The sequence below is a fragment of the Nonomuraea sp. NPDC049625 genome (assembly GCF_040675285.1).
Taxonomy (GTDB): domain Bacteria; phylum Actinomycetota; class Actinomycetes; order Streptosporangiales; family Streptosporangiaceae; genus Nonomuraea; species Nonomuraea angiospora_A.
In genome coordinates, this window is the sequence record NZ_JBFAOQ010000004.1 from 566,171 (window position 1) to 581,507 (window position 15,337).

The 15,337-nt window shown below is 71.7% G+C and carries 14 protein-coding genes; 5 read left to right on the top strand and 9 right to left on the bottom strand.

Annotated elements, in window-relative coordinates; all coding sequences use genetic code 11:
- Window positions 1–52: 52 nt before the first annotated feature.
- The gene (locus AB0J87_RS20950; RefSeq protein WP_363967401.1) at window positions 53–874 is read left to right on the top strand and encodes a trypsin-like serine protease; all 822 of its coding nucleotides are present in this window, start codon (window positions 53–55) and stop codon (window positions 872–874) included.
- Here the strand turns inward: AB0J87_RS20950 and AB0J87_RS20955 are convergent.
- Genes AB0J87_RS20955 through AB0J87_RS20965 form a run of 3 tightly spaced genes read right to left on the bottom strand, consistent with a single transcriptional unit; the run spans window position 858 to window position 3,009 of the window.
- Complete coding sequence (locus AB0J87_RS20955; RefSeq protein WP_363967403.1) at window positions 858–1,745, bottom strand: Gfo/Idh/MocA family oxidoreductase; 888 nt, start codon at window positions 1,743–1,745, stop codon at window positions 858–860. The two genes, AB0J87_RS20950 and AB0J87_RS20955, sit on opposite strands and share 17 nt — an antisense overlap.
- Complete coding sequence (locus AB0J87_RS20960; protein WP_363967405.1) at window positions 1,742–2,653, bottom strand: NAD-dependent epimerase/dehydratase family protein; 912 nt, start codon at window positions 2,651–2,653, stop codon at window positions 1,742–1,744. Before AB0J87_RS20960 ends, AB0J87_RS20955 begins: the two co-directional genes overlap by 4 nt.
- 2 nt (window positions 2,654–2,655) lie before the next feature.
- Window positions 2,656–3,009, bottom strand: coding sequence for a YrdB family protein (locus tag AB0J87_RS20965; RefSeq protein ID WP_363967407.1), 354 nt, complete (start codon window positions 3,007–3,009; stop codon window positions 2,656–2,658).
- A gap of 113 nt (window positions 3,010–3,122) precedes the next feature.
- On the opposite strand from AB0J87_RS20965, the gene AB0J87_RS20970 reads away from it, so the two are divergent.
- Complete coding sequence (locus AB0J87_RS20970) at window positions 3,123–3,818, top strand: TetR/AcrR family transcriptional regulator (RefSeq protein WP_363967409.1); 696 nt, start codon at window positions 3,123–3,125, stop codon at window positions 3,816–3,818.
- Between the two features lie 10 nt (window positions 3,819–3,828).
- On the opposite strand, the gene AB0J87_RS20975 is transcribed toward AB0J87_RS20970, so the two are convergent.
- The 5 genes from AB0J87_RS20975 to AB0J87_RS20995 all read right to left on the bottom strand — a co-directional run bounded on the left by AB0J87_RS20975 (window position 3,829) and on the right by AB0J87_RS20995 (window position 10,970).
- Complete coding sequence (locus AB0J87_RS20975) at window positions 3,829–4,419, bottom strand: TetR/AcrR family transcriptional regulator (RefSeq protein WP_363967411.1); 591 nt, start codon at window positions 4,417–4,419, stop codon at window positions 3,829–3,831.
- Window positions 4,420–4,425: 6 nt separating this feature from the next.
- Window positions 4,426–6,780 carry a PEP/pyruvate-binding domain-containing protein gene (locus tag AB0J87_RS20980; protein ID WP_363967413.1) on the bottom strand — a complete coding sequence of 785 codons (2,355 nt, stop codon included), beginning with the start codon at window positions 6,778–6,780 and terminating at the stop codon, window positions 4,426–4,428.
- Window positions 6,777–8,162: an MFS transporter gene (locus AB0J87_RS20985; RefSeq protein ID WP_363967414.1), complete on the bottom strand. Its 1,386-nt coding sequence runs from the start codon at window positions 8,160–8,162 to the stop codon at window positions 6,777–6,779. The genes AB0J87_RS20980 and AB0J87_RS20985 overlap by 4 nt, the downstream gene beginning before the upstream one ends.
- A gap of 82 nt (window positions 8,163–8,244) precedes the next feature.
- A complete protein-coding gene (locus tag AB0J87_RS20990; RefSeq protein ID WP_363967416.1) occupies window positions 8,245–9,531 on the bottom strand; it encodes an MFS transporter in 1,287 nt (428 codons plus the stop codon).
- A gap of 32 nt (window positions 9,532–9,563) precedes the next feature.
- Window positions 9,564–10,970, bottom strand: coding sequence for a M20 family metallopeptidase (locus AB0J87_RS20995; protein ID WP_363967418.1), 1,407 nt, complete (start codon window positions 10,968–10,970; stop codon window positions 9,564–9,566).
- A gap of 144 nt (window positions 10,971–11,114) precedes the next feature.
- Here AB0J87_RS20995 and AB0J87_RS21000 point away from each other — a divergent pair, with 144 nt between their 5' ends.
- Window positions 11,115–12,023, top strand: a complete 909-nt coding sequence (locus AB0J87_RS21000; RefSeq protein WP_363967420.1) for a LysR family transcriptional regulator — start codon at window positions 11,115–11,117, stop codon at window positions 12,021–12,023.
- Window positions 12,024–12,070: 47 nt separating this feature from the next.
- Here AB0J87_RS21000 and leuA read toward each other — a convergent pair whose 3' ends face one another.
- The gene (leuA, locus tag AB0J87_RS21005; protein ID WP_363967422.1) at window positions 12,071–13,777 is read right to left on the bottom strand and encodes a 2-isopropylmalate synthase; all 1,707 of its coding nucleotides are present in this window, start codon (window positions 13,775–13,777) and stop codon (window positions 12,071–12,073) included.
- A 263-nt stretch (window positions 13,778–14,040) separates the two neighbouring features.
- Between leuA and AB0J87_RS21010 the strand changes: the two genes are divergently transcribed.
- Window positions 14,041–14,286 (top strand): DUF2630 family protein, encoded by a 246-nt coding sequence (locus AB0J87_RS21010; protein WP_363967423.1) that lies wholly within the window; start codon window positions 14,041–14,043, stop codon window positions 14,284–14,286.
- A 42-nt stretch (window positions 14,287–14,328) separates the two neighbouring features.
- Window positions 14,329–15,303: a GNAT family N-acetyltransferase gene (locus AB0J87_RS21015; protein ID WP_363967425.1), complete on the top strand. Its 975-nt coding sequence runs from the start codon at window positions 14,329–14,331 to the stop codon at window positions 15,301–15,303.
- Window positions 15,304–15,337 lie beyond the last annotated feature (34 nt).

Below are 15,337 nucleotides of genomic sequence, written 5' to 3' on the forward strand. Positions count from 1 at the left end.
AGATTGATGTTGCAGGTCAGAGCACTGATCATCGTCACCTTAAGGTGGGAGTGTGCTCAGGTTGGTGCTGTCTCTGGTCCTGCTCGACCCCACCGCCGTCGCCGAGGTGCCGCAACGTAACGTCCCCGTACCCCGCGTCCTGACCCCCGACGGCGACCGCCTGGGCTATGCGCCGGTCCCGCGCCCCTACACGGGGGCGCGGCGCCTCACGGGGGTCCTGCTCGGCCGCGACCCCGTGACGCGGACGAACGTGCTGTGCGGGGGCACGGTGATCGGCTCGCGCAGCCGCAGCCTGGTGGTCACCGCCGCGCACTGCCTCTACCAGAACGGCCACTCGCTCCAGCAGGTGACCTTCCTACCCGGCTACGACCAGGGGCAGCCGAAGCTGGGGGTCTGGCAGGCCGTGCGCGTGTGGGTGCCCGACAGGTGGCGCACCGAGCCGTACTCGGCGAGTCTGCTGCCGTACGACGTCGGCCTGGTCGGTGTGGCGCGCCGCGAGCGCCCGCTGGAGGCCGTCACCGGCAAGGGCGTGCGGCCGATGCCCACCACCAGGGGCACGAAGCTGCGCGGGCTCGAACTGCTCGGCTATCCGGCGGGCAAGGGCTATCCGGGCACGAAGATGTACCGGTGCGTGGGCGACGCGAGCGAGGGCCTCTCCGAGGGGCCCGGGCTGATGATCACGCGCAACTGCCACGCCGCCGCCGGCGGGAGCGGCGGTCCCGCCCTGTACGGCGACGCGCTGGCCGGCGTCGTGTCGTCCTCCAGCCCGATGAGCGACACCCAGGGGTACACCGTGCTGACCAGGCTGGGCGAGTCCGTGTTCGGGCGGATGCTGGCCAAGGCCGACAAGGAGATGCTCAAGCTGCCCGGCTGACGATCTCCTCGCAGAGCGCGTGGGTGGCCAGGGCGTCGTCGGCGGCGATCCGGCGGCCCTCGCGCACGGCGGCGAGGAAGTCGAGGCAGATCTGCTCGATGCCGCGCTGCCTGGCCACCGGCACCCAGTCGGGGCGACGGGCGAGCGTCTCGCCGCCCCGGTAGTCGACGACGTCGCCGAGGTTGGCCACGCGGCGCTTGGCGCCGTCGCCCATGGCCTCGCAGGTCTCCTCGCTCGCCCCGCTCGTCCGGTTCATGACGCCGATGGCGGTGAAGCCGTCGCCCGTCAGCTCCAGGACGACGTGCTCGAGGAGGCCGTCCTTGACGCGGGTCCTGCTCCTGGTGCCGGTCACCGGGCCGGGGGCGAGGAACCTGAGGGTGTCCACCACGTGGATGAAGTCGTCGAAGATCACCCGGCGCGGCTCGTCGGGCTGGTTGTCGCGGTTCTTCTCCATGAGGACGAGGTGCCGGGGATGGGCGGCGAGCCCGGCGTATCCGGGCGCGTACCGGCGGTTGAAGCCGACCATCAGCGACCTCCCCTCGCTCTCCGCGAGCCGTACGAGCCGCTCGGAGTCCTGGAGCGTGTAGGCGATCGGCTTGTCGACATAGACGTGGATCCCGGCCTTGAGCAGGGGCTCCACGATCTGCGGGTGCGCCTCGGTGGCCGCGTGCACGAACGCCGCGTCGGCCCCCGCCTTGATCACCTCGTCCACGCTCGTGGACCGCCCGGCGATCCGGTAGGTGTCGCCGAGCCGATCCAGGCGGGCCTGGTTGCGCGTGCAGAGGTGCAGGTCGAGGGAGGGCTGGGCGGCGAGCACGGGGAGGTAGGCCTTCTCCGCGATGTCACCCAGGCCGATCACGGCTATCTTCACGCCTCGAGCGTAGCCTTGAGGCTCACTTCGATCGGCGTAGGCGCGACACCGAACGTGGTCTGGAAGGCCGAGGAGTCGAGCACGAACGGCTGCGTGAACTGGTACCTGACGTGGCCGAGCTCCCCGATCATGGGCGAGAACAGGCCGGCCACCCTGACCAGCGGCCACGGGAGCTGCGCGAACTTGGGCGCGGGCCGCCCGAGCAGCGCGGCCATCCGCTCCCCCATCTGGCGGAAGCTCAGCGGCTCGCCGGTGGGCACGTGCCACGGCCGGCCCCAGGCCCGCTCGTCGCCGCCGGCCACGATCAGCGCGTCCGCCACGTCGGGCAGGTAGGTCCAGCTGTGCGGCATGTCCGGGGGGTAGACCAGCTGGATGGTCTTGCCCTCCCTGAGCGGCATGAGGAACCGGCCGCCCAGGTAGGACTGGTCGCTGGCGCCCGGGCCGAAGAAGTCGGAGCCGCGCACCTCGGTCGTCCTGATCCGGCCCGCCTCGTGCGCGGCCAGCGCGTCCCGCCACATCTTCGCCCGCACCCGGAACTTGGGGTTGTCGGAGGCGAGCGGCAGGTCCTCGGTCATGGGGCCGTTCACGGGCCCGTACGGGTAGAGGTTGCCGAGCATCACGTACACGGCGCCGCTCGCCTCGGCGGCGGCCAGGAACGACTCGGCCATCGGCGGCCAGTCGGTGAGCCAGCGGTGGTACTTGGGGTTGACGCAGTTGTAGAGGACGTCGGCCCCCTTGGTCGCCTCGATCAGCCCGGCCTTGTCGGAGATGTCGGCGGCCACCTTGACGGCCCCCTCGGGACCGCTGCCCGAGCGGGTCACGACGGCGACCTCGTGTCCCTGAGCGAGCAGCTTGTTCGCCACATGCGTGCCGACCTGGCCGGAGCCCACGACGACGTGCTTACCCATGATCAGACCTGCTTCCAGATGATGCGGAGAACCGCGTTGACGACGAACACAGCGAAGAAGACGACGGCGGGGGTCACCAGGCCGGAGGCGTAGAGCGCGACGGCGCCGCCGCCGAACCAGAGGATCTCCAGCGCGGCGCGGGCCAGACCGGTGAGGGGGAACGTGGCGTTGGCGCCCCCGCCCGCCCCGAACAATGCCCACGCGGCGATGAACAGCGCCGGCGCACCCACCCCGGCCAGCAGCTTGATCCACCAGGCGGCGCTCAAGGTGAAGCCCCAGTATCCCACGGAGGCCAGCACGCCGAGCTCCAGGAAGAACATCAGGACGGCGTTGGCGCCTTTGACTGTGCCGAGCATTTCGGTCCTCCGTGAACTGTCATTCGCTTACGAGAGCAATGCTCTCTCAAAAGAGCAGGGATCGTCAAGAGCGGTGCTCTCGTTTTTTGGCACCGCTCTGATAGCCTGCATCCATGACAGCCAGCCGCACCGCCAGAGAACGCGTCAGGGCCGAGCTCACCAGGGAGATCACCGACATCGCGCGTCGCCAGCTCGCCACCGACGGCGCCGGCGGCCTGTCGCTGCGGGCGGTCGCCCGCGAGATGGGCATGGTCTCCTCGGCCATCTACCGCTATTTCCCGAGCCGCGACGACCTGCTGACCGCGTTGATCATCGACGGCTACAACGCGCTCGGCGAGAGCGTGGAGCGCGCCGACGCCGAGTGCCGGCAGGACGACTACCTGCGCCGGTGGATGACGGCCTGCCACGCCGTACGCGACTGGGCGCTGGCGCACCCGCACGAGTACGCGCTGCTCTACGGCTCCCCCGTGCCCGGCTACCAGGCTCCGCAGGACACGGTCCCGGCCCGGATCCGCGACGTCACCGTGCTGGGCCGGATCGTCTCCGACGCCTGGGCCGCGGGCGCGGTCCAGGCCCTTCCCGGCGAGGCCCCGCGCGAGCTGGCGCCGGAGGCGGAGGCGATCCGCGGGCTCATGCCCGGCGTGCCCGACGACGTGCTCTGGCGCGCCCTGTCCGCGTGGACCACGCTGTACGGGTGGGTCAACTTCGAGGTGTTCGGCCAGTTCAACAACACGATCGAGAACAGGCGCGCGGCGTTCGAGCACTCGATGCGGCTGGCGGCTTCGGCGATCGGGCTCGCCGCCGAGTGAGCGGCGCCGCTCAGCTCGGCTTGAACAGCGGCACCAGCACCTCGTCCACGATCGCGACGACGAGCTCGTCGGGGACGGGCGAGCCCTCGAAGAGGAAGTGGTGGCGCAGCAGCGCGTGACCGGCGTCGAGGCGGCGGGGGGTGACGGCCTCGGGGGCGACCTCGCCGCGCTCGACCGCCCGGCCGACGACCTCCGTCATCAGCCTCCTGGAGGTGCTCTGGGAGTCCTTGCGCAGGGCGCGCAGCGGGGACCCGCTGCTCAGCGCCTCGCCGAGCAGCCCGCGCATGGCCTCGCCCGCTGGGCCCGCCAGCGCCTTCGACGTCATCCTGAGCATGGCCACCAGGTCGTCGCGCAGGTTGCCGGTGTCGGGCGCGGTCCCGGGGGTGGGCAGCGAGTTGTAGACCGCGTCCATCACCAGCTCGATGCGGGTGGGCCAGCGCCGGTAGAGCGACGCCTTGCTGGCCTTGGCCCGCTCGGCGACGCGCTCCATGGTCAGCCCGGCGTAGCCGGCCTCGGCCAGCTCGTCGAGCGTCGCCTGGAAGATCGCGGCGTTCAGCGCCTCGCCCCGGCGTCGCGGCAGCTTGCGGTGGTCGGTCACCATGGCATCTTAGAGAGCTCGGGTAACGCGGCCGGTGTCGCCGTTCACGGTCACCGGCTGGCCGTCCACCAGCACGGAGGTGGCCCTGCCGGTGCCCATGACGGCCGGGATCCCGTACTCCCTGGCGACGATGGCGGCGTGCGAGGCCGCGCCGCCGGCGTCCACGACCACGGCCGACGCCAGCTGGAACAGGGGCGTCCACGACGGGTTCGTGTACGGGCAGACGAGCACGTCGCCGCTCTCCAGCCTGGCGAACTCGGCCGGCTCCCTGATCACCTTCACCGGCCCGGTCGTCACGCCGCCGCTGGCCGGGGAGCCGGTGACCAGCGCGTCCCCCGTCTCGCGGACCGGGAAGACGGCCGCGGGGTCGATCAGCCGCACGCCCGACAGCTCCTCCCGCTTGGCCGCCCGTGCCCGGACCGCCTCGCGCAGCCGTTCCCGGTCGGCGCCGGCCATGGCGGTCACGTCGCGGATGGCCTCCAGCTCCGGCAGCCGCAGGTGGAAGACGTCCTCCGGCCGGTCGAGCACGCCCTGCCCGCGCAGGCGGCGGCCGATCTCCATGAGTGATCTGCGCAGGATGGGCTGCGGCATCATGAAGAAGAAATGGCTGTCCTCGCGAAACGCGACGCCCGCGCGGGCGGCCTCCACCCGCCGCCGCATCCGGGCGCGGCCGCCGGCTGTCAGCCACGGGTGGCGGAGCAGGCGGCCGAGAGCGTCGTCGCCGTCCTTGCGCGCGGGCGGCGCGGCGGCCAGCACCTTGATCAGGTCGAGGACGGTCTCGGGGGCGTCGGACCAGGTGGGCGTGGTGACGAGGATCGGGCTCGAGGTCTCGCGGTGGCCGTACTCGGCCAGGAACGCCCGCAGCCCCTCCTCGAACTCGGCCGGCCTCGGGCCCCCGTCGAGCGCGCCCGTCCGCCTGGCCAGCTCGGCCAGCCGTTCCAGCGCCTGGTTGGCGTCGGTGGTGCGGGTACGCGCCCCGTGCAGCAGGTCGCCGAAGAGCCGGCCGCGCCCGAGCAGCTTGACCGCCACCAGCAGCCGCAGCAGCGCCAGCCCGGTGCCGGGCAGGTAGTCCGCGCGCAGGCCGGCCACCGGGTCCACCAGGTCCAGGGCCTGCCGGGGCACGCGGACGAGCTCCGCCCACGGCAGCTCCGCCAGGTCGCGGGCGGCCAGCTCCCTGACCGCCGCGAGGTAGGCGCGCACGCGCGGGTCCTCGGTCCAGCGGGCGGGGTCGAACCTCCTGGCCCTGGCCAGCAGGCTGAACGGGACGGCCGGCAGCTTCCGGGTGGGGCGCGGGCTCCGCGGAACGAGCTGGTAGACGACGCCGTCCTCCTCCCGCAGGAACCCCTCGAACACGCCGGCTATGCCGAAGCCGGCCACCACCCTGGCCATCAGCCCGACGGGGCCGTACGGGATCCAGGTCGTCATGTCGATCGGATAGGGCCGTTCCGGGAGGTACTCCATCAGAATGGTGGCGATGCGGCGCTGGGCCGGGTTGAGCCTCCCGACCGGGGGCGGCGGCAGCGCGGTCATGGGCCGGGCCTGCAGCAGGTGGACGCGACCGCCCGCGTACGCCCACTCGATGTCCTGGGGCCGCCCGAAGTGCGCGGCGACCTCCTTCCCCAGCCTGGCCAGCTCCCCGAGCGCCGCGTCGGGCAGCCGCTCCTGAGCGGCCGAGCCCGTCTCGCGCGTGACTCCCCCGCCCGCCGCGCCCCTGATGACGACCTCGTGACGCCCCGGCGTGAAGCTCGTGCCGGCGTCGGAGATCACGTAGTGGTCGGGCGTGACCAGGCCGGACACCACGGCCTCGCCGAGCCCGCTGCCGGCGTCGACGACGAGCTGGGCGCGGTCGCCGGTGACCGGGTTCGCGGTGAACATGACGCCCGCCAGGTCCGCCTCGACCATGCTCTGCACCACGACCGCGATCCGCACCTCGGAGTCGTCGATGCCGAGCCGGGCGCGGTAGGCGACGGCGCGGTCGGTCCAGAGCGAGCCCCAGCAGCGGCGTACGGCGTCGAGCACGGCCTGCTCGCCCACGACGTTCAGGTACGTGTCCTGCTGGCCGGCGAACGCGGCCCCCGGCAGGTCCTCGGCGGTGGCGCTGGAGCGCACGGCCACGGGCCCGCCGCCAAGGGCGCCGTACGCGCCGGCGACGGCCTCCCTCAGCTCGTCGGGCAGCTCGACCTGCTCGAAGTACGCCCGCGTGCCGTGCCCCTGGGCGATCACGTCGTAGGCGTGGGTGGTGACGACGAAGCCGCCCGGGACGGGGAAGCCGTTCCTGACGAGCTCGCCCAGGTTGGCGCCCTTGCCCCCGGCCATGGCCAGGTCGTCCCGGCCGAAGGCGGCCAGCGGTGCGACGAGTTTCACGATCTCTCCTCGGCGTAGGCGGTGGTGCGGAGCGGACGCGCCGGCAGCGCCAGCGCGAGGAAGAACGCCACGGCCAGCAGCGGCGCCATGGCCGCGAAAACCGGCGGCACGGCCGCGGCGAAGGCGTCCCGCATGCTGTCGGGGACGTCGGACGGGTTCGTGGCGGAGATCCCGGACCTCAGCGTGATCAGCGCGCCCACCAGCGCGACCCCGGCGGACGCGCCGACCTGGCGCAGGAAGGTCACCGACGAGGTGGCGGTGCCCAGGTCGGCGTACTCCACGGCGTTCTGGGCGGCCAGCACCATGGTCTGCATGACGAGCCCGACCCCCAGCCCGGTCACCAGCATCGCGCCGGCCAGCGCGAGCGGGTCGCGGCCCGCCAGGCCGATCAGCCCGAGCCCGGCGGCGGCCACGGCCGTGCCCGCGATCGGGTACGGCCGATACTTCCCGGTCCGCGTGATCAGCCGCCCGGACACGACGGTCGTGGCGAGCACGCCCGCCATCAGCGCCGTCACCAGCAGCCCCGCCCCCGTCGCGCTGGAGCGCAGCGCGATCTGCAGGTAGGCCGGCATGTACGTGATCGTCCCGAACAACGCGAACCCGATGAGCAGGCTGATCGACACCGGCACCGCGAACGCCCGGTCGCGGAACAGCCGCAGCGGCAGGATCGGGTCCCTGGCGAACCGGGCGCTGACCAGCCACGCCAGCGCCCCGGCGATCGCCACGGCGAGATAGACGGGGTTCCCGGTCTGCCCCAGCAGGACCACCCCGACCACGGCGACGGCCAGCGTGACGGCCCCGGCGACGTCGAGCGGCGCCCGGCCCGCCTGCCCGCTCGGCCTCGGCAGCCGCAGGGTGGCGCTCAGCACGACCAGCGCCAGCACCCCGAGCGGCGGGTAGATCGCGAAGATCCACCGCCAGCTCAGCCGGTCGACGAAGAACCCCCCGATCAGCGGCCCGCCCACGGCGGCCACCACGTACATGGCCCCGATGAGCCCGAGGTAGCGGCCCCGCTCGCGCGGGCTCACCACCTCGCCGATGATCGCCTGCGCCCCGATCATCAGCCCGCCGCCGCCCAGCCCCTGCACGGCGCGGAAGGCGATGAACTGCGGCATCGACGTGGCCACCGAACACAGCACGGCCCCGGTCACGAACACGACGATGGCGACCTGCATGGTGGGCTTGCGGCCGTACCGGTCGCCGAGCTTGCCGTAGACGGGCATGACCACGGTGGCGGCGGCGAGGTAGGCGCTGACGACGGCGGGCATCTGGTCCAGCCCGCCCAGGCTGCCCGCCACGGCCGGCAGCGCGGGCGCCATGATCGTCTGATCGAGCGCGCCCAGCAGCATCGCCAGCATCAATCCGGACAGCACGACGCCCATGACGTCTCTCCTTAGAGAACGACTCGTTCTCTAAGGAGCATACGATTCAACTCGAAGAAACGCAACGTTCACTAATCGGACCTCAGCGGATGCCGCGGGTCCGGAGCGCACAGGCCAGGGCGGCGATGCTCAGGAACGAGACGGCCAGCAGGTAGAACGCCGGCGACACCTGCGAGCCGGTCCCCGAGACCAGCGCCGCGGCGATGGCGGGGGTGAACCCGCCGAAGGCCGCGACCGCCGCGTTGTAGCTGAACGACAGGCCGGTCGCGCGCGACTCCACCGGGAACGCGTCGGCCATGACCGACGGCAGCGCGCCGAAGTAGGCGGCCTTCAGCAGGCCGAGGATCGTCATGCAGAGCGTCAGGGTCAGGAACGACGGCGACGCGGTGAGCCAGAGGAACAGCGGGACGACGCTCCCGCCGATCAGCACCGCGGCCGGGATCATGATCTTCAGCCGGCCGAACCGGTCGGCCAGCAGGCCGACGAAAGGCGTCGCGACGGTCAGGGTGACCCCGGTGATGAGCAGCGCGACGAACGACAGCGAATCGTTCAGGCCCAGCTCCTCGATCCCGAAGGTCGGCATGTACTGCAGGATGAAGTTGAGCGCGGTCGAGATGACCAGCGCGCCACCGGCGATCAGCAGGCCGCCCCAGTGGTCGCGGAAGACCGCCCGGATCGGCGAGGGACGCTCGCCCGTCGCCTCCGGGGTGATCGCCGGCGACTCCAGGACGTACCGGCGGATGTAGAGGCCGACCGGAAGGACCAGCAGCCCGAACACGAACGGCACCCGCCAGCCCCAGGCCGCCATCTGCTCCTTGGACAGCACGGCGGTCAGGCCCGCGGCGAACCCGGAGGACATCAGGGTCGCGAGCCCCTGGCTGGCGAACTGGAAGCTGCCGAGGAAACCCTTGCGGCTGTCGTCCTGCTCGACCAGGAACGAGGTGGCCGCGCCGAACTCGCCGCCGGCCGCGAATCCCTGGATCAGCCGCGCGACCACGATCCCCAGCGGCGCGAGGAGCCCGAGCGTGGCGTAGCCGGGCATGACCACGATCAGCAGGGTGCCGAGGGCCATCAGCCAGATCGTCAGCACCAGGGCCTTCTTGCGCCCGTGCCGGTCGGCGTACGCGCCGATGACCAGCCCTCCGAGCGGACGGATCAGGTACGTCACGCCGAACACCGCATATGCCTGCACCAGCTGCACGCCGGGCGCGTCGGCGGGGAAGAACGCCTGTCCGATGTAGGCCGCCATCAGCGCGTACACGGCGAGGTCGAACCACTCGAGCGCGTTGCCGATGGTCGCCGCCGCGATCGCGCGGCCGGCGGAGCCGCGCGTCGCGGGCTGGGTCGAATCTGTGGAGGCGACGGCCATCGAAGGTCCTTCCGGTGGGGGGCTGACGTCCGTCAGACCGGGCGGGGGGCGGGGAGCGGGTGGTCGGCCGAAGGGTTGCCGAGAGCGTGGAACAGCGCGGCGGCCAGCACGACGCCCTCGCGGGCGATCCCGGCGAGCAGGTGCTCGTCGGGCGCGTGCTGGAGGCAGCCCGGGTACGAGTGCGGCAGCCACAGGGTCGGCAGGCCGAGGACGTCGGTGAAGACGAAGTTGGGCAGGGAGCCGCCGATGTTCGGCAGCAGGGCGACGGGCCCGCCGGTCACCTGCTCCAGCGATCCCCTGGCCCACCGCACCCACGGGTCGTCGAGCGCCGTACGGCTGGCCGGGAAGTGGCCCAGGACGCTGACGCCGACCATCGGGTAGCCGTGGGCGGCGAGGTGCTCGGCGACGGCCTGCTCCACGCCGCTCACGTCGGTCCCGGCCACGTACCGCAGCTGCAGGATCGCGCGGGCCCGGCCGGGGATCGCGTTGACGGGGTTGTCGATGTCGGCCGACCCCATCGCCAGGACCTCCAGGGTGTTCCAGCCGTACAGCCGCTCGGCGGCGGTCAGGCCGGTGTCGCCCCAGCCCTCGTCCGGGGCCGGGTCGCCGGGGCTGTTCGCGACAGTGACGCCGGCCAGCACCTCGCGGACCGCGTCCGGGAGCTCCGGCGGCAGCAGGGCGGGCACCCGGATGCGCCCGTGCCCGTCGACGCAGCTCGCGATCGCGCCGGCCAGGGTGGTGGCGGGGTTGCGCAGGACGCCGCCCCAGTTGCCGGAGTGGTAGGTGTTGGGGCGCAGATCGACGTCGAGCGCGATGTCGACGCCGCCGCGCGACCCGAGGAACAGCGTGGGCGTCGCCGCGTCCAGGCGCGGCCCGTCCGAGGCGATCAGGACGTCCGCCCGCAGCTCCTCGCGGTGCGCCGCGGCGAACTCGGCCAGTCCCGGCGAGCCGATCTCCTCGCCGGACTCGAACAGGAAGATCAGGTTGAACCCGAGCCTCCCCTGCCGGACGAGCAGCAGGCGCAGCGCGGCGAGGTTGATCAGGTGCTGACCCTTGTTGTCGGCCGAGCCGCGGCCGTACCAGCGGTCGCCGTCGGCGGTCAGCGTCCACGGGTCCCGGCCGTCGCTCCACCGGCCCGCGTGGCCGTCCACCACGTCGGCGTGGCCGTAGCAGAGGAGCGTCGGCAGCGAGGAGGACTCGATCCGGGTGCCGACCAGGAACGGGCCCCCAGCGGGGTCGGGGTTGGGGTGCTCGGTCACGGAGCACCCCAGGCCGGTCAGCGCGGGCGCCAGAACCTCGTCCAGGTATGCCTTGACGGCAACGCGGGCTCCCGGCTTGGTGCTCTCGGTCGGGTAGGAGACCATCGCGGCGAGGTCGGTGAAGAACGCGCCGGAATCGACGTACTCCTCCGCCTGTTCGATGAGGTCTGCTGGGATCACGAGAGGTTCCTCCGGGGGGGTCGCGGGCGCTGTGCTGGTCAGCAGCGTAGGACGGTTCACGGGCTTGGACCATTGCCGATTGCCGCAACGAGCGTTCTACTATTGGCAAACCCGTGTGTCCGAAGCATTTACCAGGAGATCCCGATGCAACTCCTGCCGGTGGGCCTCTCGTACTTCCTCGAGGTGGCCCGGACGGGGTCGGTGACCGAGGCGGCCCGTACGCTGACCGTCGCGCCCTCGGCGATCAGCAGGCAGATCGCCAAGCTGGAGTCCGGGTGCGGGGTGCCCCTGTTCGTCCGGCATCCGCGCGGGATGGCGCTGACCGAGGCCGGATCCCGGCTCCTCGCCCACGTCCGCCGCAGCGAGGCCGAGGCGTCCGCCCTGGTGAACGAGTTGCGGACCGGGCGCGGAGGCGATGTCCGCAACGTCACGGTGGCGTGTTCGGAGGGGTTCGGACGGCGGATCGTCCCGCGGGCGATGGCGGCCTTCCGTCGCGACCACCCCGACGTGACGTTCCAGCTCGACGTCGTCCCCCGGCAGGAGGCCACCCGCCGGGTGATCGAGGGGATCGCCGACGTCGCCGTCACCTACGCGATGGGGCCGCAGCACGATGTGCGGGTGGAGTGCGCCGTCGTGATCCCGGTGGTCGCGATCGTCCCGCTCGGGCACGAGCTCGCCGGACGCGATCAGGTCGGGCTGGCGGAGCTGTGCGAGCACCCGCTGGCCCTCGCCTCCACCGGGACCAGCCAGCGCGAGCTCTTCGACATCGGCACGCAGATCGAGGGACTGACGGTCCGCCCGGTGCTGGTCTGTGACGGGCTCGGCCCGCTGCACGAGTTCGTCCGCTGCGGGGGTGGCATCGCGCTCGTCGGAGATCTCGGCGACCTGCACCGGGAGGGCTCGGGCGAAGGGGTCGCCTACGTGCGGCTGGACCACCCGGTGTTCCGCCAGCGGGAGGCCCAGGTGCAGACCGCCCTGGGCCGCCGGCTGCCCTGGTCGGTGACGGAGTTCACCGGGCTGCTGGTCTCACTGCTCGGCCCGCCGCCCAAGTGACGGACGGCCCCTTGGACGGCGTACCGAGTGGATGGGATGCGGTGCGGTCAGCGCGAGGCGCGGTTGACCGCGGAGATGATGGCCTTGAGCGAGGCCGTCGTGGTGTTGGCGTCGACGCCGACGCCCCACAGCACCTGGCCGTCGACCTCGCACTCCAGGTAGGAGGCGGCCTTGGCGTCGGAGCCGGCGCTCATCGCGTGCTCCACGTAGTCGAGCACGCGCACCTGGATGCCGACCCCCGCCAGGGCGTCGATGAAGGCCGAGATCGGGCCGTTGCCCGCGCCCGCGATCTCGCGGATCTCCCCGTCGACCCGGACGTCGGCGCCGATGCGGTCCTTGTCGTCCACCGTGGACTCGTGGCGGTGGGCCATCAGGCTGAGGCGGCCCCAGCGGTTGGCCGGGTTGGGCAGGTATTCGTCGCGGAAGATCTCGTACATCGCGGTGGGGCTGATCTCGCCGCCCTCGCTGTCGGTGCGGGCCTGCACCACCTTCGAGAACTCGATCTGCAGCCGGCGTGGCAGGTCGAGCTGGTGGTCGGCCTTCATGATGAACGCGACGCCGCCCTTGCCCGACTGGCTGTTGACGCGGATGACGGCCTCGTAGGTGCGGCCGATGTCCTTCGGGTCGATCGGCAGGTACGGCACCGCCCAGGTGAACGCGTCGACCGGCACGCCCGCCGCGGCCGCGTCGCGCTCGAGGTGCTCGAAGCCCTTCTTGATGGCGTCCTGGTGGGAGCCGGAGAAGGCGGTGTAGACCAGCTCGCCGCCCCACGGGTGGCGCGGGTGCACGGGCAGCTGGTTGCAGTATTCGGTGACGCGGCGGATCTCGTCGATGTCACTGAAGTCGATCTCGGGGTCGACGCCCTGGGAGAACAGGTTCATGCCCAGGGTGACCAGGCAGACGTTGCCGGTGCGCTCGCCGTTGCCGAACAGGCAGCCCTCGATGCGGTCGGCGCCCGCCATGTAGCCCAGCTCGGCGGCGGCCACGGCGCTGCCGCGGTCGTTGTGCGGGTGCAGCGACAGGACGATCGAGTCGCGGTGCTTGAGGTTGCGGTGCATCCACTCGATCTGGTCGGCGTAGATGTTGGGGGTGGCCATCTCGACCGTGGCCGGCAGGTTGATGATGACCTTGCGCTCGGGGGTGGGCTGCCACACGTCGTTGACCGCGTCGCACACCTCGACGGCGTATTCGAGCTCGGTGCCGGTGAACGACTCGGGAGAATACTGGAAGTAGACGTCGACGTCGCTCGCGTCGGCGAGCTTCTTGACCAGCTTGGCGCCCTCGACGGCGATGGCGGTGATGCCGTCCTTGTCCAGGCCGAACACGACGCGGCGCTGGAGGGTGGAGGTCGAGTTGTACAGGTGGACGATGGCCTGCTTGGCGCCCTCGATGGACTCGAAGGTGCGCTCGATCAGCTCCGGCCTGGCCTGGGTCAGCACCTGGATGACCACGTCGTCGGGGACGCGGCCCTCTTCGATGATCTGGCGGATGAAGTCGAAGTCGGTCTGCGAGGCGGCCGGGAAGCCGACCTCGATCTCCTTGTAGCCCATGCGTACCAGCAGCTCGAACATCTGCAGCTTGCGATGGGAGTCCATCGGGTCGATCAGGGCCTGGTTGCCGTCCCGCAGGTCCACCGCGCACCAGCGGGGCGCCTTGGTGATGACCTTGTCGGGCCAGGTGCGGTCGGTCAGGCGGATGGGTTCGAACGCCTGATAGCGATGGGTCGGCATGGGACTGGGCTGCTGAGTGGTCATGTCTGCTGGCTCCTCATCGGTCGAAAGAAATCGGCCGACGCGCATGACTGGCTCCGCGGCGAGGGAGCCGGCCTCAGTGGCCCCCGCCGCGGCAGCTAAGAAGCAGCCCACGCAGCATGCCATGCACGTTACCAGACGTCTCGCGATGCACTGCCCCGGATCTCAGATCCTGAGAAGGCGGGCGAGTCGCCCTCAGCCGGAGTGCGGCGGGAAACGGGCCCCGGGGCGGGAGGCCGGCCCGGACCGGTGACTAGAGTTCAGGCATGCGGGACGACGAAATTCTCACCAAGATCGGTGCCCTGGTCGACGAGGAGCACGAGCTGCGCAACCGGCTGTCCACGGGCGAGGTGACCACGGACGAGGAGCACGAGCGCATCAAGCAGCTGGAGAGTGCGCTCGACCAGTGCTGGGACCTGCTCAGGCAGCGCCGGGCCAGGCGGAGCGCGGGCGAAGACCCCGACAACGCCGCCGCCCGCCCCGCCAACGAGGTCGAGAACTACAGCCAATAAATTCGCTCGCCCCGGCCGTCGTCCGTGCGATTTGCTGGGCACATGTGGATCCAGCCCATCGATCTCGACCGGCCGGGCGACCTGGTCACGGGCCTGCATGAGGCGTACACGGCGGCCTACTCCGACGACCCTGGCCCTCTGATGTCGCTCGCCCACTTCCGCCACGACATCGCCAGGCACTCGCCGGGCGACCGGGCCGAGCTGTGGGCCGTCGTCGAGGGCGGCGAGGTCGTCGGCGGCTACGCCCTGTCGCTCTCCCAGCTCGACAACACGCACATGGGCTGGATCTTCCCCCTCGTCGTGCGCCCCGAGCGGCGCGGCCGGGGGCTGGGCTCGGCGCTGTTCGAGCATGCGCTGGAGAGATTGCGCCACCACGGCAGAAGCCTGCTCCTCACGGAGACGCCGACCACCGGCGTGGGCGCCCGCTTCGCGCTCGCCCACGGCATGACGGTCGCGGTCGCCGAGGCCCGCCGCGTGCTGGATCTCCGCAAGGCCGGCTGGGACACCCTGGAACGCATGATCCCCACCGTCGAGGGCTACCGTCTCGAACGCTGGACCGGCCCGGCCGACCCCGGCCTGATCCCCGATCTCTCGACCCTGATGAACGGCATGAACGACGCCCCGCGCGACGCCGGCATCGAGGACTTCGACTTCAGCTCCGAGCGTCTCCGCGACCGCGAGGAGGGCATCAAGGAGCGCGGCTTCACCAGCTATTCGATGATCGCCCGCCGCGACTCCGACGGAGCCCCCGCCGGATACACGCGTGTCTACCTCACCGCCGACCGCTCGGACGGCTGGGGACACCAGGCGGACACGACCGTGCTGGCCGGGCACCGGGGCCACCGCCTCGGGCTGCTGCTCAAGCTCGCCAACCTGTTCTGGCTCCGCGAGCACGAGCCCCACCTGGAGCGGATCATCACCTGGAACGCCACCTCCAACGCCCACATGCTGGCCATCAACGAGGCCATGGGCTTCGAGCTCCTCGACGAATGGAACGAATGGCGGCTGGAGCTGTAGGCCGTTCGGAGGCGGGAGGCTAACCTGACCCTTT

What these genes read in the sequence shown, in the direction of transcription:
- AB0J87_RS20975 (WP_363967411.1), bottom strand. Translation starts at nt 4,419, where the DNA reads ATGGTGACCGACCACCGCAAGCTGCCGCGACGCCGGGGCGAGGCGCTG.
- AB0J87_RS20965 (WP_363967407.1), bottom strand. Translation starts at nt 3,009, where the DNA reads ATGCTCGGCACAGTCAAAGGCGCCAACGCCGTCCTGATGTTCTTCCTG.
- AB0J87_RS20960 (WP_363967405.1), bottom strand. Translation starts at nt 2,653, where the DNA reads ATGGGTAAGCACGTCGTCGTGGGCTCCGGCCAGGTCGGCACGCATGTG.
- AB0J87_RS20985 (WP_363967414.1), bottom strand. Translation starts at nt 8,162, where the DNA reads ATGGGCGTCGTGCTGTCCGGATTGATGCTGGCGATGCTGCTGGGCGCG.
- AB0J87_RS20990 (WP_363967416.1), bottom strand. Translation starts at nt 9,531, where the DNA reads ATGGCCGTCGCCTCCACAGATTCGACCCAGCCCGCGACGCGCGGCTCC.
- AB0J87_RS21015 (WP_363967425.1), top strand. Translation starts at nt 14,329, where the DNA reads ATGTGGATCCAGCCCATCGATCTCGACCGGCCGGGCGACCTGGTCACG.
- AB0J87_RS20970 (WP_363967409.1), top strand. Translation starts at nt 3,123, where the DNA reads ATGACAGCCAGCCGCACCGCCAGAGAACGCGTCAGGGCCGAGCTCACC.
- AB0J87_RS21000 (WP_363967420.1), top strand. Translation starts at nt 11,115, where the DNA reads ATGCAACTCCTGCCGGTGGGCCTCTCGTACTTCCTCGAGGTGGCCCGG.
- AB0J87_RS21010 (WP_363967423.1), top strand. Translation starts at nt 14,041, where the DNA reads ATGCGGGACGACGAAATTCTCACCAAGATCGGTGCCCTGGTCGACGAG.
- leuA (WP_363967422.1), bottom strand. Translation starts at nt 13,777, where the DNA reads ATGACCACTCAGCAGCCCAGTCCCATGCCGACCCATCGCTATCAGGCG.